The organism is Stenotrophomonas sp. S41, assembly GCF_016624625.1.
Classification (GTDB): Bacteria; Pseudomonadota; Gammaproteobacteria; order Xanthomonadales; family Xanthomonadaceae; genus Stenotrophomonas.
The window spans coordinates 1-22,655 of sequence record NZ_JACVTV010000069.1 but is presented as its reverse complement, the minus strand read 5'-3'; the positions used below and the strand labels follow the sequence as shown (position 1 = coordinate 22,655).

The following is a 22,655-nucleotide window of genomic DNA, read 5'->3' as shown; positions in this document are numbered from 1 at the left end:
CCCCCGCCGTTTGCCCCCCATGTGTACCCCCCCGGGGGCCGCCCCGGGGCCGCCACTACCGCACTCCCCCTACAAAATGTGAAGGCCGCGCGGTGACGAGCACACCGCCCCTTCGGCTAACATTCGCCCATGCCGCATACCACCACGACTCCGCCCGCATTGCAGGATGGCGACCTGCTGGCCGCCATCGACCTTGGCTCCAACAGCTTCCACATGGTCATCGCGCGCTACACGCTCGGCCAGCTGCGCGTCATCGACCGCCTGCGCGAAACGGTACGCATGGCCGATGGCCTTGATGGCAAGGGCGGCCTGTCCACCGCCGCACGGCAGCGCGCGCTGGAATGCCTGGCCCGCTTCGGCCAGCGCATCCGCAACGTGCCCCCGCACCGCGTGCGCGCCCTGGCCACCAACACCGTGCGCCAGCTGCGCTCTCCGCAGTCGTTCCTGGTGCCGGCCGAAACCGCGCTCGGCCATGCCATCGAAGTGGTCAGCGGCCGCGAAGAAGCGCGCCTGATCTACCTCGGCGTGGCCCATGCACAGCCGCCCAAGGCCGACCAGCGCCGCCTGGTGATCGACATCGGCGGCGGTTCCACCGAATTCATCATCGGCAAGGGCATGCAGACCCTCGAGCGCGAGAGCCTGCAGGCCGGCTGCATCGCCAGCACCCGTCGCTTCTTCCCCGGCGGCAAGCTCAGCCGCAAGCGCTGGAAGGACGCGCTGGCCGAGATCGGCCGTGAGTTCCAGCCGTTCGCCAGCAAGTACCGCGCGCTGGGCTGGCAGGAAGCCCTGGGCTCGTCGGGCACGCACAAGGCGATCAGCGAGATCTGCGCCACGATGAAGCTGAGCAAGGGCGCGATCACCGCCGAAGCCCTGCCGCAGCTGCGCGACGAACTGCTGAAGGCCAAGAAGATCGACGACATCGTGCTGCCCGGGCTGTCCGCCGACCGCCGGCCGATCATCGCCGGCGGCATCCTGGTGCTGGAGGCCGCTTTCCAGGCGCTGGGCCTGGAGAAGCTGCTGGTCAGCAAGGCCGCCATGCGCGAAGGCATCCTGTACGACATCGTCGGCCGTGCCGGCGAGAACGATCCGCGCGACGAATCGGTGGCGGCGCTGACCCTGCGCTATGGCATCGACACCGTGCAGGCCGACCGCGTGCAGGACACCGCCCTGTCGCTGCTGGAGCAGGTGCAGGAGCGCTGGAAGCTGGATGCCGACGACGCCCGCATGCTCGGCTGGGCCGCGCGCCTGCACGAGCTGGGCCTGATGATCGCCCACAGTGGTTACCACGTGCATGGCAGCTACGTGCTGGAGAACTCCGACATCGCCGGCTTCTCGCGGCAGGAGCAGCAGATGCTGGCCGCCCTGGTGCGCAGCCACCGGCGCAGCGTCGGCAAGTCGGCCTTCGATGCCCTGCCCGAGCGCCTGCTGCTGACCGCGCGCCGCCTGACCGCCCTGCTGCGGCTGGCCGTGCTGCTCAACCGCGCCCACGAAGACGCGCCGCTGCCGAAGCTGGAACTGACCGCCGACGAGACCCGCCTGTCGCTGATCGTGCCGCAGGCCTTCATCGACCCGCGGCCGCTGCTGCGCGCCGACCTGATCGGCGAGACCGAGGGCCTGGCCGGACTGGGCATCCAGTTCCGCCCCTTCGTGGCCTGACCCCGGCGGCCTGGCATCGCCAGCCGCCGCGACGCCCCATCCCGACACGCCCCATCCCGACCTGACGACGGCCCCTGACGGGGCCGTTTTCGCGTGCGCGTTTGCGCACTTTTGAAGCTGAATGGGCATTCAGGCTGCCGGACTGTGCCGAATCTGGCGACAGCACCGTGACCCTAAGGCCTTGCTTTTATTAAGTTTAGATGAAAGCCGCGCGACAACTTTTGACACATTTGGCAACAACCCCTTTACATCTGGTTAACGAACGAGAATAAATCGAAGTCACCGGCTCAGTCGCTTCGACCCGAACCGCTATTTGCAGGGCCCCTTTGGCCCTGCGCCCACAGCTTCACAGAGAGAGAGACGCGATGACTTCACGCACCACCGTGCTGGGCAAGGCGATCCGCCAGGCCCTGATCGTCGGCACCGCAACCATTGCGCTGCCCGCATTCGCCCAGGACGGCGCCCCCACGACCCTCGACCGCATCGAAATCACCGGCTCGCGCATCCGCCAGGTCGACGTGGAGAGCGCGAACCCGGTGCTGGCGATCTCGCGCACCGATATCGAACGCCAGGGCTTCGCCTCGGTGTCCGACATCCTGCAGAACGTCACCGCGATGGGCAGCCCGACCATCAGCCGCGCCAACGTGCTGACCGCCGGTGAGAACGCCGGTGGTACCTACATCGACATGCGCAACCTGGGTACCCAGCGCACCCTGGTGCTGGTCAACGGCAAGCGCCTGGGCATGAGCACCTCCGGCTACCAGGACATCTCGACCCTGCCGGTGTCGGCCGTCGAGCGCATCGAAGTGCTGAAGGACGGCGCCTCGGCCATCTACGGCTCCGACGCCATGGCCGGCGTGGTCAACATCATCACCCGCCATGACGTGTCGGGCGTGACCGCCAACGTCTACCACGGCCAGTACAGCCAGGGCGACGGCGGCCGTGACCGCATCGACGTGGTCGCCGGCTGGTCCAACGACCGCGGCTCGATCACCATCTCGGCCGAACACGCCGAAGAAAAGGCCGTGTGGGCCAAGGACCGCTGGTTCAGCGCCTTCAGCAACACCGACCGCCATCCGACCGAAGGCTGGACCACCGTCAGCCAGTACGGCCAGATCACCGGCCTGAAGGGCCCGGGCTGCACCGCCACCAGCTGCGGCTACTCGCTCAACCGCGGCAGCGACCCGCTGAACCCGGCCAACTACCACATCACCAATCCGAATGCGCCGAATGGCGATGTCAGCAACACCAACGAGCAGATGCACCTGAACTATCCGCTGAAGCGGGATTCGGTGTTCGTCGATGGCCGCCTGAACATCACCGACGCGATCCACTTCAGCACGCAGCTGGGCTACAACAAGCGTGACTCGAGCCGCCAGATCGCCGGTTACCCGCTGCAGTCGTCCACCGCCGGCATCGGCGCGATGTCGGTCAACAGCTACTTCAACCCGTTCGGCAGCCAGCACGGTTACGCCACCCCGACCGCCGTGGCCTGGAACCACCGCACCTGGGAAGTGCCGCGCGTCAGCGACAGCTCGCTGAAGACCTACCGTGCCGTGGCCGCCTTCGGTGGTTCGTTCGATATCGGTGAGCGCTTCTTCGACTGGGAAGTGGGCTACCAGTACAACAAGAACGAGCTGCGCCAGCACGCCACCGGCAACCTGCACAAGGAACGCGTGAAGAACGCGGTCGGCCCGTCGTACTACAACGCTGCCACCGGCAAGGTCGAGTGCGGCACCGCTGCCGCGCCGATCGCCAACTGCATGGTCTGGAATCCGCTGGTCGCCGCAGGCGTGGTCAGTCCGTACGGCCTGACCGGCAACCAGGCGCTGATCGACTACCTGATGCCGGCCGAAGATTCCTCCGGCAAGACCGTCGGCAAGAACTTCTTCGCCTCCATCGCGGGCAGCATCGTGACCCTGCCGGGCGGTGACCTGGGCTTTGCATTCGGCCTGGAAAACCGCAAGGAAACCGGTGAGTTCATTCCCGATGCCCTGGCCCAGACCGGCGCCACCACCAACCTGGCCTCGGGTCCGACCGGTGGCGGCTACCGCGTCAACGAAGCCTACCTGGAGCTGAATGCGCCGCTGCTGGCCGACCTGCCGGGCGCGAAGGAGCTGTCGCTGAACGCAGCGACCCGCTTCTCCGACTACGACACCTTCGGCAACACGCTCAACAGCAAGTTCGGCTTCAAGTGGAAGCCGCTGGACCAGCTGCTGGTCCGTGGTACCTGGGCCGAAGGCTTCCGCGCGCCGACCATCAATGACCTGTACGGTGGCGGTTCGGAAACCTTCACCACCGGTTACGCCGATCCCTGCGACACCGTGTACGGCGCTTCGCGCACCAGCGCCGAAGTGCGTGCCCGCTGCGCCCGAGACATCGCCGATGCCAACAACTACCGCCAGCTGAAGCAGGGCCTGGTGCCGATCACCAGCAGCACCGACCAGACCCCGGTGCCGTTCACCAGCGGCTCCAACCCGCTGCTGCAGCCGGAAACCTCCAAGAGCAAGACGCTGGGCCTGGTGTGGAGCCCGAGCTTCATCCCGAACTTCAACGCCTCGCTGGACTGGTGGAAGATCCGCATCGACAACACCATCGTTGCCGACAGCCCGAACCAGATCCTGATCGACTGCTATGAGCAGGGCGTGACCTCGCGCTGCGCACAGTTCACCCGTGATCCGGTCAACGGCATCGTCAACAAGCTGACCTACGGCAACCGTAACGCCGGCTTCCTGGAAACCGAAGGTTACGACATGGACGTGACCTATCGCTGGGATACCGATTCCTACGGCAAGTTCACCAGCGCCTGGTCGACCACCTACGTCAGCTCGAACATCTTCCGTTCGACCAACGACACCACCGTGGTGCCGACCCCGACCAACGGCATCGGCAGCGGCTTCCGCGTGCGCTCCAACCTGACCGTGGGCTGGGACCTGGGCAACTTCGGCGTCACCTGGACCGCGCGTTACTACTCCGGCGTCAAGGAGCAGTGCCTGAGCGTCAGCGCGCATCCGGACGAGTGCTCCGATCCGGGCGTGCGCGCACCGTGGTACGCCGGTACCCGCAACTACAACGAACGTGGTTCGGTCACCTTCCACGACGTGCAGTTCCGCTACAGCCTGCCGTGGGATGCCACCGTGTCGGTCGGCGCCAACAACGTGTTCGAGAAGTACGGCCCGGTGATGTACACCAAGCCGAACTCGGTGTTCTCGTACTACGGTGGCTACGACATCGGCCGCTTCGTCTACATGAAGTACCAGCAGCGCTTCTGATCCATCGCGCCGCCGCAACACCACGACCACGGCCCTTCGGGGCCGTGGTTTTTTTTGTCGCCAATGAACTGCTCTGCGCTGCACTGGCGAGGCGGCTTCGTGCTCTTCCCGGGCCTGTCTTTCTGCGCTGCAGCGCGCGCAAGGCATTGAACGTGCGCAGGTAACGCGGAACACGACAGCCTCGGTGCGGTCAATGGTCGCTTTCCGCCTTTACGGAATTTGAACCCTGCGCATTAGTGGGATGCCGTCGCGACGCAGGTCGTGGCGGCCGGACAGGCCCGCGCTTCGGGTGTCCGTTTCCACACATAGAGAGAGAGACCGCATGACGCCGAGCACCTCCCCGTTGGGTTGGGCGATCCGCTGTGCGCTGGCCACGGCCGGCACCGCCGCCACCCTGCCCGCACTGGCCCAGGATTCCGCCGCCCCGACCACGCTGGACCGCATCGAGATCACCGGTTCGCGCATCCGCCAGGTCGACCTGGAAACCGCGCAGCCGGTGCTGACCATCAGCCGCGCCGACATCGAACGCCAGGGCTTCAACTCGGTGGCCGACATCCTGCAGAACCTGACCGCGATGGGCAGCCCCGCCGCCAGCCGCGCCAGTCCGTTGTCGGCAGGCGAGGCCGCCGGCGGCAGCTTCGTGGACATGCGCGGGCTGGGCGCACAACGCACCCTGGTGCTGGTCAACGGCAAGCGCATGGGCATGACCACCGGCGGCCTGCAGGATATTTCCACCCTGCCTGCCGCTGCCGTCGAACGCATGGAAGTGCTCAAGGACGGCGCATCGGCCATCTATGGTTCCGATGCGATGGCCGGCGTGGTCAACATCATCACCCGCCGCAACGTGGAAGGCCTCCGCGCCAGCATCTACCAGGGCCAGTACAGCCAGGGCGACGGCGCCCGCACGCAGTACGACGTGGTGGGCGGGTGGTCCAATGACCGCGCCTCGATCAGCTTCGCCGCCGAGCACGTCGAAGAGAAAGGCGTGTGGGCCCGCGATCGTTGGTTCAGCGCCTACACCAACACCGACCGCCATCCCGCCGATGGCTGGACGTCGGTCGGCCAGTGGGGCCGCATCACCGGCTTCAATGGCCCGGGCTGCGCCAGCAGCCGTGGCTGCAGCTACTCGCTGGATCGTGGTGCTGCGCCCGGTGGCCCGGGCAGCTTCCACCTGAGCGATGACACGCCGTTCACCGGCGATGTCAGCAACAGCAACGAGCAGATGCATGTGCAGACGCCGATCAAGCGCGATTCGATCTTCGTCGATGGCCGCGTGGCGCTGACCGATGCGCTGCACTTCAACACCCAGCTGGCCTACAACCGACGCGAGACCACCCGGCAGATCGCCGGCTACCCGTTCCAGTCCGGCGCCGCGGGCATCAACCCGATGTCGAAGGACAGCTGGTTCAATCCGTTCGGCAGCCACCACGGCTACCAGGCACCCAGCGACGTGAACTGGAACCGGCGCCTCTGGGAAGTCCCGCGCGTGAGCGTCAGCGACCTCACCACCTGGCAGGGCGTGGCCGCGTTCGAGGGCAGCTTCGAAGTCGGCGCGCACGGCTTCGACTGGGAAGCGGGCTACCAGTACAACCGCAGCGAACTGACCCAGCGCGCGACCGGCAACCTGCACAAGCAGCGCGTCGAGGATGCCACCGGCCCTTCGATCTACAACGCCGCGACCGGCAAGGTCGAATGCGGTACGCCGGGCGCACCGGTGGCCGGCTGCATGCCGTGGAATCCGCTGGTGCCCTATGGCCAGCATGACGCCAATGGCCTGGCGGGCAACCAGGCCCTGATGGACTGGCTGTTCCCCGAGGAGATCAGCCGCGGCCGCACCACCAGCCGCAACCTGTTCGCCACCCTGAGCGGCACCGTGCTGACCCTGCCGGCCGGCGACCTCGGCATGGCCGTGGGCCTGGAGAGCCGCCGCGAGGACGGCCGCTTCATTCCCGACCCGCTGGCCCAGACCGGCGCCACCACCAACCTCGCCGCGGGGCCGACCGGCGGGGGCTACCGGGTGGATGAGGCCTACCTGGAGCTGAGCGTGCCGCTGCTGCGCGACCTGCCCGCGGCGCACGAGCTCACCGTCAATGCCGCCACCCGCTATTCGGATTACAGCACCTTCGGCGACACCCTCAACAGCAAGTTCGGCTTCACCTGGAAGCCCATCGAGCAGGTGCTGCTGCGCGGCACCTGGGCACAGGGCTTCCGCTCGCCGACCATCGCCAATCTGTATGGCGGCGGTTCGCAGACCTTCACCGTCGGCTTCCGCGATCCCTGCGACACGGTGTACGGCGCCGCCGCCAGCAGCCCGGCCGTGCGTGCGCGCTGCGCGGCCGACATCGCCAACGCCGACAGCTACCGCCAGCTGGGCCAGGGCAACGTGCCGATCGAAAGCAGCAGTGGCCAGACTCCGCTGCCGTTCACCAACGGCTCCAACCCCGACCTGCAGCCGGAAACCGCCACCAGCCGCACCCTCGGCGTGGTCTGGAGCCCGGGCTTCGCGCCCGGCCTGAACGTCGCGCTGGACTGGTGGAAGATCCGCATCGACAACACCATCGTCGCCGACCACCCCAACGACATGCTGCGCGACTGCTATGAACTGGGCATCGCCGAACGCTGTGCCGGCTTCACCCGCGACCCGGTGCTGGGCATCGTCGACAGGCTGACTTACGGCGTGCGCAACAGCGGCTTCCGCGAAACCGAAGGCTATGACCTGGAACTGAGCCATCGCTGGGAAACCGACTGGGGCACCCTGCGCACCGACTGGAAGAGCACCTACGTGGTGTCCGCGCTGGAACGCAGCACCAATGACATGGACGTGGTACCGACACCGGGCAACGGCCTGGCCGGCGCGAGCGGCATCGGTTTCCGCACCCGCTCCAACCTGTCGCTGGACTGGGAGCGCGGCAACTTCGGCATCAACTGGGGCCTGCGCTACTACTCGGCGGTGAAGGAACAGTGCTTCAGCCCGCGCCTGCATGCCGACGAATGCTCGCACCCGGGCCAGCAGGCGCCGTGGTACAGCGGCGTGCGCAACTACAACCGCCGCGGCTCGACCACCTTCCACGACGTGCAGGTCCGCTACTCGCTGCCGTGGGACGCGACCGTCTCGGTCGGTGCCAACAACGTGTTCGAGAAGTACGGCCCGATCATGTACACCCAGCCGAGCGCCAACTTCTCCTATTACGGTGGCTACGACATCGGCCGCTTCATCTACATGAAGTACCAGCAGCGCTTCTGATCCACGGCACGGCCCTTCAGGGCCGTGCTTTCATTGGCCGACGCGGCCGTCATCCCACAGTCGCAAAGTGGTCACAACCACTACATGGGCAGGGCCGAGCATGCCGGAAAACCGGAGGCCCGCCATGCGCCATGCCATTGTCACCGAGACCTATCCGCCGGAAGTCAACGGCGTCGCGCTCACCGTGCAGGGCCTGGAGCAGGGCCTGCGCGCGTCCGGACATGAGGTCGACCTGATCCGTCCACGACAGGCCAGTGAAGCACTGGACGCGGGGCCCCCCCCCCCGCGGGGGGGGGGCGCCCCCCCCCCCCCCCCCCCCCCCCGGCGGGGGCCCGCCCCCGCCGGGGGGGGGGCCCCCCCCCCGCCCTGCCCCGCTACCCCGGCCTGCGCTTCGGCCTGCCCGCGCCGATCCGGCTCGGCCGGCACTGGCAGCAGCAGCGTCCCGATGCGGTCTACATCGCCACCGAAGGCCCGCTGGGCTGGTCGGCGCTGCGCACCGCCCGCCGCCTTGGCATCCCGGTGGCGACCGGCTTCCACACCCGCTTCGACGAATACCTGCCCGACTACGGCGTGGCCTGGCTGCAGACGGCGGCGATGCGCTGGATGCGCCGCTTCCACAACCAGGCCGATGCCACCCTGGTGCCGACCCGCGAACTGCAGCAGTTCCTCACCGACCAGGGCTTCGAGCGGGTGCGCCTGCTGGCCCGCGCCGTCGACAGCCAGCAGTTCGAACCCAGCCGGCGCGATCCCGCCCTGCGCGAGGAATGGGGCGTCGACGGCAACGGCCTGGTCGCCATCTACGTCGGCCGCATCGCCGCCGAGAAGAATCTCGGGCTGGCGGTGAAGGCCTTCCGCCGCCTGCAGCAGGTGCGGCCGAAAGCGCGCTTCGTGTTCGTCGGCGACGGCCCGGCGCGCGAGAAGCTGGCGCACGAGAATCCGGATTTCATCTTCTGCGGCATCCAGCGCGGCGACGCCCTGGCCCGCCACTTCGCCAGCGGCGACCTGTTCCTGTTCCCCAGCCGCAGCGAGACGTTCGGCAACGTGACCCTGGAAAGCATGGCCTGCGGCCTGGCCACGGTGGCCTTCGATTACGGCGCCGCGCGCGAGTACCTGCGCAATGGTGAAAACGGCGCGGCCGTGGATACCGACGAGGCGTTCGTCGAGGCGGCCGTGCAGCTGGCCAGCGACGATGCGCTGCGCCGCGAACTGGGCAGCAACGCCGCCCGCGCGATGAAGCGCCTGCACCCGCAGCAGGTGGTGGCCGAATTCGAAACGCTGCTGGCCGAACTGGCCCAGGCACGGAGGACCGGACATGCGCACAACGCCGCTTGAAGGACTGGCCGGCCGCGAAGCACGGCTGTGCCGCCGGGCCAACCACTACTGCCGGCGCCGCCGCGTGCGCCGCCTGTTCTCGGTCATCAGCCGCCTGGGTGATGGCGTGTTCTGGTACGTGCTGATGGGTGCACTGGTGCTGGTCGATGGCTTCGACGGCCTGCGCGCGTCGGTGCACATGGCCGCCACCGGCCTCGCCGCCCTGCTGCTGTACAAGGGCCTGAAGCGCTGGACCCGGCGCCCGCGCCCGTACGCGGCCGACCTGCGCATCCGCGCCTGGGTGGCACCGCTGGACGAGTTCAGCTTCCCTTCCGGGCACACCCTGCACGCGGTGTCGTTCACCATCGTGGCGCTGGCCTACTACCCGTGGCTGGCGCCGTTGCTGGTGCCCTTCACCTTCGGCGTGGGCCTGTCGCGCGTGGTGCTGGGCCTGCACTACCCGAGCGACGTGCTGGCCGCCACCGGCATCGCCGCGCTGCTGGCTGCGGCCAGCCTGGCCTGGCTGCCGCTGCCGGTGTAGCCCCCAGGGGTCAGAGCCCTTTCCGCAGGAAAGGGATCTGACCCCGACGCGGCGAGCCGATGCCCTAGAATGACTGCATGACGACGCTGTTCATTTCCGATCTGCACCTGGACCCCAGCCGTCCAGCCATCACCGACCTGTTCCTGCGCTTCCTGCGCGAGGACGCGCCCGGCGCGGACGCGCTGTACATCCTGGGCGACCTGTTCGAAGCCTGGATCGGCGATGACACGCCTTCGCCGGCCGCCGATGCGGTGGCCGATGCGCTGAAGGTGCTGGCCGACAGCGGCGTGCCGGTGTTCTTCATGCGTGGCAACCGCGATTTCCTGTTGGGCGAGGACTACGCCCGCCGCGCCGGCCTGCGCATCCTGCCCGACCCGTGCGTGATCGAGCTGTACGGCCGTGCGGTGATGCTGCAGCACGGCGACCTGCTCTGCACCGATGACATCCCCTACCAGCAGTTCCGTGCGCAGACCCGCGACCCGGTGTTCCAGGCGCAGTTCCTGTCGCAGCCGCTGGCCGCACGCATCGCCTTTGCGCAGAAGGCGCGCGATGCCAGCCAGGCACGCCAGTCGGAGATGAAGCAGGGTGACCGCGCGCAGTTCGAGACGGTCACCGACGTGGCCCCGGCCGAAGTCGAGGCGACTTTCGTGCGCCATGGCGTGGACACGATGATCCACGGCCACACCCATCGCCCGGCCATCCACACGCTGCAGGCCGGCGGCCGCAGCTGCACCCGCATCGTCCTGGGCGACTGGTACGAACAGGGTTCGGTCCTGCGCGTGGATGCCGACGGCTGGCGTCTGGATTCGCTCAAGCGCGAATGACGGATTGCCGGGTGCCCACCAAGGTTGGCATCTACCAGGCCGCTTGGGCCGGTAGACGCCGACCTTGGTCGGCGGGTGCCATCCGGTAACCGCCTCAGCGGAAGCCGGCCACCGTCTGCTTGGTGGTGACCAGTACGCGCTGGTTGTCGGCCGAACTGGCAATGCCCATCGGGATGCCGTTGTAGCTGATGTTCGGGTTGGACCAGTAGTTCAGGCGCGGGCAGCCACGGGTGCAGTCATAGGCCATGATCGTGCGCCAGCCGGTACCGCTGGCCGGCTCGTAACGGTAGCCGTGGCCGAACGCATACGGCGAGGTGCTCGGATCGTTGGCGATGTCATGCCGGGCACTCTGCAGGTGGCCGATCTCGTGGGCGAAGGAGTAGTAGCCCGTTGCGCAGTCCCAGTACACCGCCGCGAACGCCGTCGCCGCGGTTGAACCAATGCCCGAGGCCAGGCCGCAGTAGCTGGTGTTGTTGATCAGCAGCACGCCGACATCCGCCGTGGTGGCGTTGCGGCTGGCATGGATGCTGTCCATGTAACCGTCGCTGGTGTTGCGGAAGCGGGTGAGGTCGGTGGTGAAGTTGCCCGACTCGGTGTAGCTGGTGGTTTCATAACCGGCCAGCTGCATGGTGATGCCGACGTTGCTGTTGGCATACCCCTGGTTGGATTCGGCCACTGCCAGCTGCACCAGCGACTGCATGTTGCCGCCGTAGGCCGCCACCGCCGCATTGGTGGCCACCACCAGCACGCGGATGGTGGCCGGCGTGCCCGACGAGGCCTGGGCGATGCCGAGGCGTTCACTGTCCCCCATCGGAATCTTCGGCAGCTGGTTGTAGTCGGCCGGATGATCGGCCGGCATCCGGGTTTCATCCACCGCCACCAGGATATGGCGGTCGCCCAGTGGACGCAGGCGGTACAGCTTGCCGTCCTTGCGGATCGAGCCGGTGAGGGTGTTGCCCGAGCGCACCACGATCAGCGAATTGCCCGGATCGTCCTGGCCGTTGGAGGTGGCCTTCTGCAGGCGGTCCGACGGGATGCGGATCTGGCCATACCAGACGCTGCCACCATCGGGCAGCGCTTCGACCCTGCTGCGGGTCGCCTGCACCTTCTGCCCAAGCAGCTCGAATTCCAGCTGCGGCTGCGCGGTGGCGGCCGCATCGATGCGCACTTCCTGCACCGTGGCGGTGGACGGCGTGGACAGCAGCCGGGCCAGCGCGGGATCACTGCCGGCCGAAGCGCGGCTGAGGATGGTCACCGGTTCAAACAACGACGCAGCACTGGCCGCCGCCGCCACCGAAAGGCCCAACAACACGCCAACCGCCGTTCTACCCATCGATCTGGACATCATTCTGGTCGCTCCTGAAGTGAGGTGGACAGCCTTGATGCATCACGACCCGGTTTGCCGGGTCTGGCCATTCGGCCCGTCCGACGCATGTGAATTCAATAGACGATCCAGGTGGGAATCCGGATCTGTGATGGAGCGCAGCGGCGTTCAGTCAGGTAAAAAGCGGCAGTACACTTCGCCAACACGCAGCTTTCGCGCCACCGTGACGTGGCCACGACGGGGAATGCACATGGCACCAGGCCAGCACCAGGCAGACACCGACGCCGATCCCGGCGTGCTGCGCATCGGCGTGCTGCACATCGGCATGTTCTTCGACGGCACCCGCAACAACGCGCACAACCTCGCGCGCGGGCGCCCGCAGGCCCCGCAGCCGCGCCCTGCCCTGCTGCGTGCCGACGACGACTCGACCTACCAGAGCCGGCTGACCAGCAGTTACGACAACGGCACCACCAACATCACCCGGCTGTACCAGCTGTACCCGGACAGCCGGCGCACGCCCCGGGGCGGCGCATCACTGGCGATCTACATCGAAGGCGTCGGCACCCGCGATGATGCCGAGGACGATCTGATCGGGCTGGCCTTCGGCGTGGGTGCCAGCGGCGTGCGCGCCAAGGTGCAGCGCGCGCTGCAGGTGCTGCTGCCGGCTGCCCTGGCCGCACTCGCTGCCAGGCCGCACACCCCGCTGCACGGCGTGCAGGTGGATCTGTTCGGTTACTCGCGTGGCGCAGCGGCGGCCCGCGATGTCGCCAACCAGCTGCGTGGCTGGGACAGTGCGCGCTGGCGTCAGCTACTGGTGCAGGCGGGCCTGGCCTGCGCTGTGGATTTCGCGGTGCAGCGACCTGCGCTGCGCTTCATCGGCCTGTTCGACACGGTGGTGGCGGTCAGCGGCGGCCGTGCCGATGAGCAGCCGCAGCTGGCCCTGCCTGCGGGCATCGCCGGCCGCGTGGTGCAGCTGGTGGCCCGCGATGAACACCGCCAGCACTACCCGCTGACCACGGTGACACCGGCGCACGCCGAGATCGTGCTGCCCGGCGTGCATGCCAACATCGGCGGTGGCTACGACCAGACCGAGGAAGGTCCGAAGCTGCTGAGCCGTCCGCGCCGGCAGCAGCTGCGCCGTCCGCCGGTACCCGACTACCAGACGCCTTCGCTGGCGCAGCTGCAGGCGACCACGGTGTACGCCGAAGCACAGGCCGATGCCGAGCGTTGGCGGCAGCAGCTGGGCGTGGATGAGAAGGAGGTGTGGGTGGATGTCTGGCACCAGTGGCAGCAGCAGCGCCGTGCCGGCAGCCGCAGCGTGCTGCTGGCCCCGGTGCTGTACGTGACCGCAGCGGTGGTGCTGCGCCGGCCCATCGACTGGCGTTACCAGCTGATCGCGCTGCAGGTGATGCAGCGGCAGGCCCACGACGCCGGCGTGCAATGGACCGCCGAGGCCGCCGGCGTGGCGGACTGGGCGCTGCCCGCTGCACTGCAGCCGATCGCGCGGCGGCTGCTGGAGGGCCAGGCATTGACCCCGACCCAGGAAGCGCTGCTGCGCCGCCGCTACCTGATGCAGTCGGCGCACTGGAACTTCGATGCACTGGGCGACACCGCGCTGACCTACACCGCCGATGCCGGGGTGAGCGAGTTGCCGTATCGACCCGGGCCGGGGTTGTTCTACATCAACCGGCCGACCGTGGATGGCAGGCGCGTGGTGTTGCCCAACGCCTGAAAAGCATCCACGCATGGCGTGGATCTACTGGTGCAGCCTGATGAAGTAGATCCACGCCATGCGTGGATGGATCAACCGGCCTGTTCGATCAGGTTGGCCAGTTCGTCGGCATCGAAACCGGCCAGCAGGCGGGCTTCGAGATTGAACGGGCCGTGCAGGTAGCCGCCGGCGTATTCCAGCAGCAGTTCCTTGAAGCGTGCGCGCGGTTCGACGCCGGCACGTTCGCAGTACCAGCGGTACCAGCGCGAACCGGCAGCGACGTGCGCCACTTCCTCGCGCAGGATCACTTCCAGCACATCGGCAGTTTCAGCGTCGCCGACATTGCGCAGCTTCTCGATCATGCCCGGCGTCACGTCCAGCCCGCGGGCTTCCAGCACGCGCGGCACCAGTGCCATGCGCGCCAGGCCATCGTGGGCGGTCTTCTCGCACATTTCCCACAGGCCGTTGTGCGCGGGGAAATCGGCGTATTCGTGGCCATGCACCTGCAGCCGCTCGCGCAGCAGCAGGAAGTGCCGCGACTCGTCATCGGCGCAGCTGACCCAGTCGGCATGGAACGCCGCCGGCAGGCCACGGAAGCGATACACCGCATCCCAGGCCAGGTCGATCGCGTTCAGTTCGATATGGGCGATGGCGTGGATGAAGGCGGCGCGGCCTTCGACCCCGCCCAGCCCGCGACGCGGCACCTGCCGCGGGTGTACCAGCACCAGCTGCGCGGGACGGCCGGGCATGCGGATCGCGTCGGGCGGCGGCGCGGCGGCGGCCACCTTCAGGCGGCCGGCACGGAACGCGGCCGCATAGGCCTGGGTCAGCGCGACCTTGCGCAGCGGGTCGGCTTCGGCGAGGCACTGCTGCGCAGCGCGCAGCAGGTCGCCACCGACGTCGGGGACATCCACCACGGCCTGGACCTCAGGCGCGGCGCTTGTGCTTGGCGTCGTCCGAACGCAGCTGCTGGATGCGTTCGAAGTAGCCTGGCTCGATGCCCGTCGGGTAATGGCCGTTGAAGCACGACGAATCGAAGCTGCGCAGCGCCGTGTTGCCTTCGCTCACCGCCGCTTCCATGTCCTCGATGTCCTGGTAGATCAGCCAGTCGCAGCCCAGGTGGGCTTCGATCTCTTCCACCGTGCGGTTGTGCGCGACCAGTTCCTCGGCCGCCGGCATGTCGATGCCGTAGATGTTCGGGAAACGCACCGGCGGCGCGGCGCTGGCCAGGTAGACCTTGCGCGCGCCCGCGTCACGGGCCATCTGCACGATCTGCTGGCTGGTGGTGCCGCGCACGATCGAATCGTCCACCAGCAGCACCACGCGGTTGCGGAACTCCAGGTGGATCGGGTTGAGCTTGCGGCGCACCGACTTCACCCGCTCACCCTGCCCCGGCATGATGAAGGTACGGCCGATGTAGCGGTTCTTGATGAAGCCTTCGCGGTACTTCACGCCGAGCACGTTGGAGATTTCCAGCGCGGCATCGCGCGAGGTGTCCGGGATCGGGATGATGGTGTCGATGTCGTGGTCCGGGCGCAGGCGCAGGATCTTCTCGCCCAGCTTGATGCCCATGCGCATGCGCGCCTTGTGCACCGACACGTTGTCGATCATCGAATCGGGGCGTGCGAAGTACACGTACTCGAAGATGCACGGGGTGTGCTCGGCCGGCTCGGCGCAGATCTCCGAGAACAGCTCGCCACGCGCGGTGATCACCAGCGCTTCGCCCGGCTGCACGTCGCGCACGCGCTGGAAGCCCAGCACGTCCAGCGCGGCCGATTCGGAGGCCACGATGTACTCGTCACCTTCGGCGTGGCTGCGCTTGCCCAGCACCAGCGGACGGATGCCATGCGGATCGCGGAAGGCGACCAGGCCCAGGCCCAGCACTACGCTGACCACCGCATAGCCGCCCTTGCAGCGGCGGTGCACGCCGGCGACGGCACGGATGGCTGCTTCCGGGCTGAGCTGGCGCTGTTGTTCCAGTTCGTAGGCGAACACGTTCAGCAGCACTTCGCTGTCCGAATCGGTGTTGACGTTGCGGCGGTCCTGCTCGAACACCTGGCGACGCAGGTCTTCGGTGTTGATCAGGTTGCCGTTGTGGGCCAGCGCGATGCCGTACGGCGAATTGACGTAGAACGGCTGCGCCTCGTCCATGCCTTCCGAACCGGCAGTCGGGTAACGCACGTGGGCGATGCCGATGTTGCCTTCCAGGGTGGACATGGTGCGGGCGTCGAACACGTCGCGGACCAGGCCGGTGGCCTTCTGTACCCGCAGGCGGCTGCCGCTGGCGGTGGCGATGCCTGCCGCGTCCTGGCCGCGATGCTGGAGGACGGTCAAGCCGTCATACAACTGCCCGGCGACGTTCTGGTTGCCGACGATTCCGACGATGCCACACATGGTGCGAGGTCTCCGCTGGGCATGCGCCCAGTTACAGGGAAGGTGGCCATGCCTGGCCTTCAGTGATCGCCGCGCCTGCGGTCGACGTTGGCCGGATCGTCCGGCTCGATGTTGCCTGGCAGTGCTGGGGCATCCGGGCGCACTTCGGCCGGATCATGTTCGCTGCCCTGTTCCGCTTTCGCAGGCCGCAGCCATCCGCTGCCCGCCACTACCTGGTTGAGGATGCCATTATCGCCTGTCGCGCCCGGCTTGCCCAACCCGCCGCTCGCGCTCTTGCCCATTTCCATCAACGCAGATGGGGACAAAGTGTCCACTGGCAAGGCCTTGGGCAGCAGATCGGCGCCCGGCACCTCCCAGTGCGGCAGCTTGCTGTTCATCCAGGCCACGGCCGGGTTCAGTACCGGGCGCAGGCTGGAGTTGCGCCAGGACGACTCGGCGGTCAACGGGGTAAAGCTGCCCACCAGCAACAGGATGGCCGCGATCAGCCCGCCACGCACGGTGCCCAGCACCCCGCCCAGCAGGCGGTCCAGGCTGCCCAGCATGTTGCGATGGACGATGTGCTTGATGACCATGCCGATGACCGCGACCACCAGCATCACGCCGATGCCGACGCTCAGGTAGCCACCGATGAAGTGCTCGCCGCCCGGTGCGGCCGGGGCCGACCACCAGCGCGCAGCATCACCGCCGAAGGCAAAGGCCGCCCAGGCGGCGACCAGCCATGAGACGGTGCCGATGACGATGCTCACGAAGCCGCGCAGCAGCCCGAGCAGGGCCGAAGCGGCGATCACGATCAGCAGCACCACGTCGATCATGGCGCCCCGCTCCTTCGGCGGCGCTGGCAACGGGGCTGCGGGCAGGTCATGGGTGTGGTCGCACCATGCCGGCCACGCCGACCTTGGCGGCGACCTGCGCCTTCAGCTGTTCGGCGTCGGCGCGGTTGGCCACCGGCCCGACCCGCACGCGGTGCAGGGTGCCCTTCTCGGTGCGGACCTGCTCGACGAAGGCGCTGAAACCGGCAGCGCGGACCTTGTCGCGCAGCGCATTGGCATCGTTGGCCTGGCCGAACGCGCCCAGCTGTACAGCGAAGCCGACACCGCTGGCAGCCGGAGCGGCCGGCGTGGCCGGGGCCTCGGGCTTGCTGGCCGTGGCTTCCGGCTTCGGCTGCGGCTTGGCCGGTTCAGGCTTGGACTGCGGCTTGGGTGCTTCCGGCTTGGCGGCCGGCGGCGCTGCGGCGGTCGGGGTGCTGGCCGGCAGGCTTTCGCTGCGCACCGGGTTGCTGGCCGCCGGCGACGGCGCCGCGACCGGTGTGCTGGTGCTGGGTGCGGCCGGGGTGGCGGCCACGGCCGCGGACGGCGCGGTGCTGGCGTCCAGGGTGATCACTTCGGCCTTCACGTCACCGCGGACCTTGACGGCCTGCAGGCGCGCGGCTTCGGCCTGCGCGCGGTCGGCATACGGCCCCACGCGCACGCGCCAGGCCGGGCGGCCATTGATCGATGCGGTTTCGGTGAAGCCCGGCAGCTGCGAACGCTTCAGGTAGGCGATGACGGCATCGGCATCGGCCTGGCTGCCGTAGGCACCGAAGGTGACCGCGTAGTTGCCGGCAGCGACGGCCGGCGAGGTATCGACGGTGGGTGGGGTGGCCGGCGCGGCAGCTTCTTCGACCGGCTTGGCCTGGCCGCTCTGCAGCCCGGTGGCGCCACCGGCCGGGGCGACCAGCGGCAGCTCACGGGTTTCGAACTGGCCATCGCCCGGCGCGTCGGGCGCGGCGATCGGCACATTGGCCACGCCACTGTCCGGGGCAGGCCCCTTGACCAGCATCGGCAGGAAAATCACGGCCAAGGCCACCAGGACGATGGCACCAATCAGACGCTGTTTCAGAGGCGTATCCACGTGAGGCAGGCGACAGGGCGGAGATGGGTCGATTATACGGGTGCCGGAGCGGACCGCGTCGGCGCTGGCTGAACGCGGATCAGGAACGGTCCTGCAGCCACTGCAGCGCGGCGGCAGCGGTGTGGAACGAGCCGAACACCAGCACCCGGTCACCGCGCCCGGCCTGGGCCAGCACCTGCTGCAGCGCCTGTTCGACGCTGTCGGCCAGCGCGGCGGTGGCGGCCGGCGTATCGGCCAGGCGCGCCTGCAGCTGCTGCGCGGTCTGCCCACGCGGGCCTTCAAGGCCGGCCAGGGTCCACTGCGCGACGCTGTCCTGCAGCGCCTGCACCACGCCCACGGCGTCCTTGTCCTGCAGCGCCGCGTACACCGCCAGGGTGCGGCCGGTGGCCACTTCGGCGTTCAGCGCGCGCGCCAGCTGGCCTGCGGCCTGCGGGTTGTGGCCGACGTCCACGCGGATCTGCACGCCATCGCGCTCGAAGGCCTGCATGCGGCCGGCGATGCGCGCGGCAGCGATGCCCGCGGCCCACGCCGCACGCGGCACCGGCTTGTCCAGCGCGCGCAGCGCGGCGATGGCGGCACCGGCATTGGCCAGCTGGATCGGGCCGGCCAGGGCCGGGGTCGGCAGTTCCATGCGCAGGCCGACATCGCGCCAGCGCCAGCGCTGGGCATCGATCGGCTCGTAGAAATAGTCGCTGCCACCGCGGATGGCATTGGCGCCCACCAGATAGGCGCGTGCCAGCACGCTGGACGGCGGATCGGTCTCGCCCAGGATCACCGGCTTCCAGCCGCGGATGATGCCGGCCTTCTCGGTGCCGATCGCCTCGCGGTCCTCGCCCAGCCATTCGGCATGGTCGATGTCCACGGTGGTGATGACCGAGACGTCGGCATCGATGATGTTGACCGCATCCAGGCGGCCGCCCAGGCCCACTTCGAGCACCGCCAGGTCCAGTCCGGCATCGGCGAACAGCTGCAGCGCAGCCAGCGTGCCGTACTCGAAATAGGTCAGGGTGATGTCACCGCGTGCCGCTTCCACCGTGTTGAACGCCGCGACCAGCGCGGCGTCGTCCACGTCCTGGCCATCGATGCGCACCCGCTCGTTGTAGCGCAGCAGGTGCGGCGAGGTGTACGCGCCGACCTTCCAGCCGGCGGCACGGCCGATGGCCTCGATGAAAGCAACCGTGGAGCCCTTGCCGTTGGTGCCACCGACCACGATGGTGTGCCCGGCCGGTGCGCCCAGGCCCATCGCGGTAGCCACGGCGCGTACGCGCTCCAGGCCCATGTCGATGGTCGCCGGGTGCTGGCGTTCAATGTAGTCCAGCCAGTCGGCCAGGGTGGTCGGGGTGTTCGTCACGGCAGGGGTTCCAGCAGAAGCAGGTGGTTCGGGAATCAGAGGGCGCGGTGCTTGGCTTCGCCGAAGAACGGCGTGTGGTGGGCGCAGTCGTTCAGGCGCACCACTTCCAGGCTGTCCAGGTCGGGGCCTTCGAGCAGGTTCAGGGTGGTCGGCGCCTGGCGGAAGGTCCACAGGCGGGAAATCGGCAGGCCGAGGATCCTGCACAGGATCACCCGGTTGACCGCGTCATGGGCGACCACCAGCAGGGTATCGTGCTCGCCGAGGCCTTCGGCGGCACGCGCCAGGCCACGCCAGCTGCGCTCGAGCACCAGGCGCAGCGATTCGCCGCCGGGCATCAGCACGGTATCAGGTTCCTCGCGCCAGGCCTTCAGGCGCGACGGGTCTTTTTCGTTGATCTCGCTGGCCAGCAGGCCTTCCCACTCACCGTGGGCGATTTCCTGCAGTTCCGGTTCGGTCTGCAGCATGGCGGCGCGGTCGGCACCGAGGGCGAGCTGGGCGGTCAGCTGGGCGCGCGACAGCGGCGAGGCCACCGCACGGGTGATGTCCACCGAAGCGAGACGGGCGCCCAGGGCCTGGGCCTGGGCTTCGCCGATGGGCGAAAGCGGGATGTCGATCTGGCCCTGGTAGCGGCCTTCGGCGTTCCACGGCGTTTCGCCGTGACGGGCAAGCAGGATGCGCATGCGAACAAGGGGTCCTGGGGGGAGGAGGTTTCCGCGTTTCGTTCACATCCTGTGAAGTACGCGGAACAGGGATGATACCTGTTCGGCGGACCGGGCCGGTCAGGGCATGAAAAAACCCCGCGACCAGGGTCGCGGGGCTTCAGGTTTGCGCATGGTTGCCGGCCAGCGGCCGGCACTACCTTACTTCGCCAGGTTCAGTTCCTTCAGCAGCTGCGGCGCCGGCGCCACTTCCTGCATGATCCACTGCATGTAGCGGCTGTCCACGGCGATCATGCGGGTCATCACCGGATCGAACACCCAGTTGGAGCTGACCGATTCCCAGTTGCCGTCGAAGGCCAGGCCGACCAGCTTGCCGTGCGCGTCCAGCACCGGCGAACCGGAATTGCCGCCGGTGATGTCCAGGTTGGACAGGAAGTTCACCGGCACCGAACCAATGCGCTTGTCTTCCAGGCCGCCGTAACGCTTGGCCTTGACTGCATCGAGCAGCGCCTTCGGCGAATCGAACGGATCTTCGCCGGTTTCCTTGGCGGCCACGCCTTCCAGGGTGGTGAACGGGGTGTACTGCACGCCGTCCTTGCCATAGCCCATGACGTTGCCGAAGGTGATGCGCAGCGACAGGTTGGCATCCGGGTAGACGAACTCGCCCTGGCTCTTCTTGTAGTCGGCCACGGCCTGCAGGTACAGCGGACGCGCGGTCAGCGATTCGCCTTCGCGGATCTTGCGCTGTTCTTCCTGCTTCAGCAGCGCCGGCATGACGGCCACGGCGTACTGAATGGCCGGATCGGTGCTGGCTTCGAAGGCGGCGCGGTCGGCGCTGAACCACTTCAGGCGCGTGTCGAGGCTGCCCAGCTGGGTGCCCGACAGCTTGCCGACCAGCGACTTCACGGCTGCCTCGTCGCTGCCAGCCAACCACTTGTTCAGCACTTCGTTGTCACGCTGCGCGGCCGGCAGGGACACGTACTGGTCCAGCCAGTAGGTCTGCAGCTGCTGGTCCATCTTCGCCACGTAGCGGCGGTCCATCTGCTTCAGGCCACCTTCGATGGTGGTCAGGTCGCGCTGCTGGTAGCCGGCTTCGCGCTCGGCGTCCGGCTTGGTGCGCTCGATCGACAGGCGGTACAGGGTGATGGCGGCGCTGACGGCCGAGGTGTTGTTGAACTGCGACACGAACAGGTCGCGCTCACGCGTGGCCTTGCTGGTATCCAGGTGCTTGAGCAGCTGCGCGTGCGCGGCCAGGGCCGGCTTGCCGGCGGCGCCCTGCTTCTTCAGCCAGGCCAGCACGGCCGCTTCTTCGGCCTGCTTCTGGCCGGCCGCGTCGATGCGCTTGAAGCCTTCCAGCTGGCCCAGGTAGTTCTTGGCCACGTTGTTCATGCTGGCGGCGGTGGCGGCGTACTTCACCTTCACGTCCGGGTCGGCCTTGCCGGCCTCGTCGATCATCTTCAGCACCGCGTTGTAGTGGCGGGCGATGGTCGGGTAGGTGAAGCTGGCGGTCTCGTTGAACTCACCGGCCAGGGCGTAGCGGTTGGTGCGGCCCGGGTAGCCAGCCACCATCACGAAGTCGTCGGCACCCAGCGGCTGGTCGGCGAACTTCAGGAAGTGCTTGGGCTGGTAGGGCACGTTGTCGGCCGAGAACGCCGCCGGCTTGCCGTCCTTGCCGACGTAGGCGCGGTAGAACGAGAAATCGCCGGTGTGGCGCGGCCACATCCAGTTGTCGATGTCGCCGCCGAACTTGCCGACGCTGCCCGGGGGCGCGTAGACCAGGCGCACGTCCTTGATTTCCATGTTGCGGAACAGGCGGTAGGTGTTGCCGCCGCTGAACGAGTACAGGCGGCAGCGGAAGCCGGCATCGGCTTCACAGGCGGCGACCTGGGCCTTGTCGAAGGCATCCAGGGCGCGGCTGCGGGCCAGCGGATCCTTGCCGGCGGCAGCGATGGCGGCCTTGGCCTGGGCGGTGACGTCGGTGATCTGGTCGAGCACGAAGACGCGTGCGTTCGGGCCGGCACTCAGTTCATCGCTGAGCTTGGGCGCGTTGAAGCCGTCCTTGATCAGGTTCTTCTGCGCGGTCGAGTTCAGCTGGATGGCGCCGTAGGCACAGTGGTGGTTGGTGACCACCAGGCCCTGCGGGGAGACGAAGCTGGCGGTGCAGCCGCCGAGCGCGACCACCGCGCCCATCGGGTCGCCGGTCAGGTCGGCCAGCTGTTCAGGGGACAGCTTCAGGCCGGCCTTCTGCAGCGGGCCGGCGATTTCCGGCAGCTGCTGCGGCACCCACATGCCTTCGGCGGCATGGGCGACCTGGACCAGCCCGAGGCTGGCGACGACGGAGAATGCAAGCAGGTTCGAGCGCATCGAGCGGCCCCTGGTGAAAGAACCGCCGAGTGTAGCCCAGCCCCCTGCCCCGCCCCCCTGCCCCGCTCCACTTGGCCGTGCTACGGTGCGCACACAGGCACGCTGCGTATTTCC

General features: G+C 68.2%; 14 protein-coding genes and 1 pseudogene. 7 read left to right on the top strand and 8 right to left on the bottom strand.

The annotated features are described in order from the left end of the window. The first annotated feature begins 129 nt into the window (after nt 1-129). From ppx to lpxH, 6 genes and pseudogenes are all read left to right on the top strand, one after another. The gene (gene ppx / locus IAE56_RS14240) at nt 130-1,656 is read left to right on the top strand and encodes an exopolyphosphatase (protein ID WP_200752974.1); all 1,527 of its coding nucleotides are present in this window, start codon (nt 130-132) and stop codon (nt 1,654-1,656) included. 365 nt (nt 1,657-2,021) lie between these two features. Then, entirely contained in the window at nt 2,022-4,928 is a 2,907-nt protein-coding gene (locus IAE56_RS14235) for a TonB-dependent receptor (RefSeq protein ID WP_200752973.1), read from the top strand. Nucleotides 4,929-5,250: 322 nt separating this feature from the next. Then, nucleotides 5,251-8,172, top strand: a complete 2,922-nt coding sequence (locus IAE56_RS14230; protein ID WP_200752972.1) for a TonB-dependent receptor — start codon at nt 5,251-5,253, stop codon at nt 8,170-8,172. A 124-nt stretch (nt 8,173-8,296) separates the two neighbouring features. After that, nucleotides 8,297-9,504, top strand: a pseudogene (locus tag IAE56_RS14225) (glycosyltransferase family 1 protein). Then, the gene (locus IAE56_RS14220; RefSeq protein WP_108767881.1) at nt 9,485-10,024 is read left to right on the top strand and encodes a phosphatase PAP2 family protein; all 540 of its coding nucleotides are present in this window, start codon (nt 9,485-9,487) and stop codon (nt 10,022-10,024) included. The pseudogene IAE56_RS14225 and the gene IAE56_RS14220 overlap by 20 nt, the downstream one beginning before the upstream one ends. Before the next feature lie 77 nt (nt 10,025-10,101). Next, nucleotides 10,102-10,848, top strand: a complete 747-nt coding sequence (gene lpxH / locus IAE56_RS14215; RefSeq protein WP_200752971.1) for a UDP-2,3-diacylglucosamine diphosphatase — start codon at nt 10,102-10,104, stop codon at nt 10,846-10,848. Between the two features lie 94 nt (nt 10,849-10,942). Here lpxH and IAE56_RS14210 read toward each other — a convergent pair whose 3' ends face one another. After that, a complete protein-coding gene (locus IAE56_RS14210; protein WP_200752970.1) occupies nt 10,943-12,196 on the bottom strand; it encodes a M12 family metallo-peptidase in 1,254 nt (417 codons plus the stop codon). 226 nt (nt 12,197-12,422) lie between these two features. On the opposite strand from IAE56_RS14210, the gene IAE56_RS14205 reads away from it, so the two are divergent. Continuing rightward, complete coding sequence (locus IAE56_RS14205; protein WP_200752969.1) at nt 12,423-13,904, top strand: DUF2235 domain-containing protein; 1,482 nt, start codon at nt 12,423-12,425, stop codon at nt 13,902-13,904. A gap of 71 nt (nt 13,905-13,975) precedes the next feature. On the opposite strand, the gene IAE56_RS14200 is transcribed toward IAE56_RS14205, so the two are convergent. The 7 genes from IAE56_RS14200 to IAE56_RS14170 all read right to left on the bottom strand — a co-directional run bounded on the left by IAE56_RS14200 (nt 13,976) and on the right by IAE56_RS14170 (nt 22,541). Beyond that, nucleotides 13,976-14,800: a ferritin-like domain-containing protein gene (locus IAE56_RS14200; protein WP_200752968.1), complete on the bottom strand. Its 825-nt coding sequence runs from the start codon at nt 14,798-14,800 to the stop codon at nt 13,976-13,978. A 10-nt stretch (nt 14,801-14,810) separates the two neighbouring features. Then, a complete protein-coding gene (gene purF, locus IAE56_RS14195) occupies nt 14,811-16,277 on the bottom strand; it encodes an amidophosphoribosyltransferase (protein WP_108767876.1) in 1,467 nt (488 codons plus the stop codon). A gap of 59 nt (nt 16,278-16,336) precedes the next feature. After that, nucleotides 16,337-17,089 (bottom strand): CvpA family protein, encoded by a 753-nt coding sequence (locus IAE56_RS14190; RefSeq protein WP_234456088.1) that lies wholly within the window; start codon nt 17,087-17,089, stop codon nt 16,337-16,339. Between the two features lie 46 nt (nt 17,090-17,135). Then, nucleotides 17,136-18,167 carry an SPOR domain-containing protein gene (locus tag IAE56_RS14185; protein ID WP_200752967.1) on the bottom strand — a complete coding sequence of 344 codons (1,032 nt, stop codon included), beginning with the start codon at nt 18,165-18,167 and terminating at the stop codon, nt 17,136-17,138. Nucleotides 18,168-18,246: 79 nt separating this feature from the next. Next, nucleotides 18,247-19,518, bottom strand: coding sequence for a bifunctional tetrahydrofolate synthase/dihydrofolate synthase (gene folC, locus IAE56_RS14180; RefSeq protein ID WP_200752966.1), 1,272 nt, complete (start codon nt 19,516-19,518; stop codon nt 18,247-18,249). Between the two features lie 35 nt (nt 19,519-19,553). Next, nucleotides 19,554-20,198 (bottom strand): histidine phosphatase family protein, encoded by a 645-nt coding sequence (locus IAE56_RS14175; RefSeq protein ID WP_200752965.1) that lies wholly within the window; start codon nt 20,196-20,198, stop codon nt 19,554-19,556. A 180-nt stretch (nt 20,199-20,378) separates the two neighbouring features. Further along, a complete protein-coding gene (locus IAE56_RS14170) occupies nt 20,379-22,541 on the bottom strand; it encodes a S46 family peptidase (RefSeq protein ID WP_200752964.1) in 2,163 nt (720 codons plus the stop codon). Nucleotides 22,542-22,655 lie beyond the last annotated feature (114 nt).

What these genes read in the sequence shown, in the direction of transcription:
- purF (WP_108767876.1), bottom strand. Translation starts at nt 16,277, where the DNA reads ATGTGTGGCATCGTCGGAATCGTCGGCAACCAGAACGTCGCCGGGCAG.
- IAE56_RS14190 (WP_234456088.1), bottom strand. Translation starts at nt 17,089, where the DNA reads ATGATCGACGTGGTGCTGCTGATCGTGATCGCCGCTTCGGCCCTGCTC.
- IAE56_RS14170 (WP_200752964.1), bottom strand. Translation starts at nt 22,541, where the DNA reads ATGCGCTCGAACCTGCTTGCATTCTCCGTCGTCGCCAGCCTCGGGCTG.
- IAE56_RS14175 (WP_200752965.1), bottom strand. Translation starts at nt 20,198, where the DNA reads ATGCGCATCCTGCTTGCCCGTCACGGCGAAACGCCGTGGAACGCCGAA.
- IAE56_RS14235 (WP_200752973.1), top strand. Translation starts at nt 2,022, where the DNA reads ATGACTTCACGCACCACCGTGCTGGGCAAGGCGATCCGCCAGGCCCTG.
- IAE56_RS14205 (WP_200752969.1), top strand. Translation starts at nt 12,423, where the DNA reads ATGGCACCAGGCCAGCACCAGGCAGACACCGACGCCGATCCCGGCGTG.
- lpxH (WP_200752971.1), top strand. Translation starts at nt 10,102, where the DNA reads ATGACGACGCTGTTCATTTCCGATCTGCACCTGGACCCCAGCCGTCCA.
- IAE56_RS14210 (WP_200752970.1), bottom strand. Translation starts at nt 12,196, where the DNA reads ATGATGTCCAGATCGATGGGTAGAACGGCGGTTGGCGTGTTGTTGGGC.
- ppx (WP_200752974.1), top strand. Translation starts at nt 130, where the DNA reads ATGCCGCATACCACCACGACTCCGCCCGCATTGCAGGATGGCGACCTG.
- IAE56_RS14220 (WP_108767881.1), top strand. Translation starts at nt 9,485, where the DNA reads ATGCGCACAACGCCGCTTGAAGGACTGGCCGGCCGCGAAGCACGGCTG.
- IAE56_RS14230 (WP_200752972.1), top strand. Translation starts at nt 5,251, where the DNA reads ATGACGCCGAGCACCTCCCCGTTGGGTTGGGCGATCCGCTGTGCGCTG.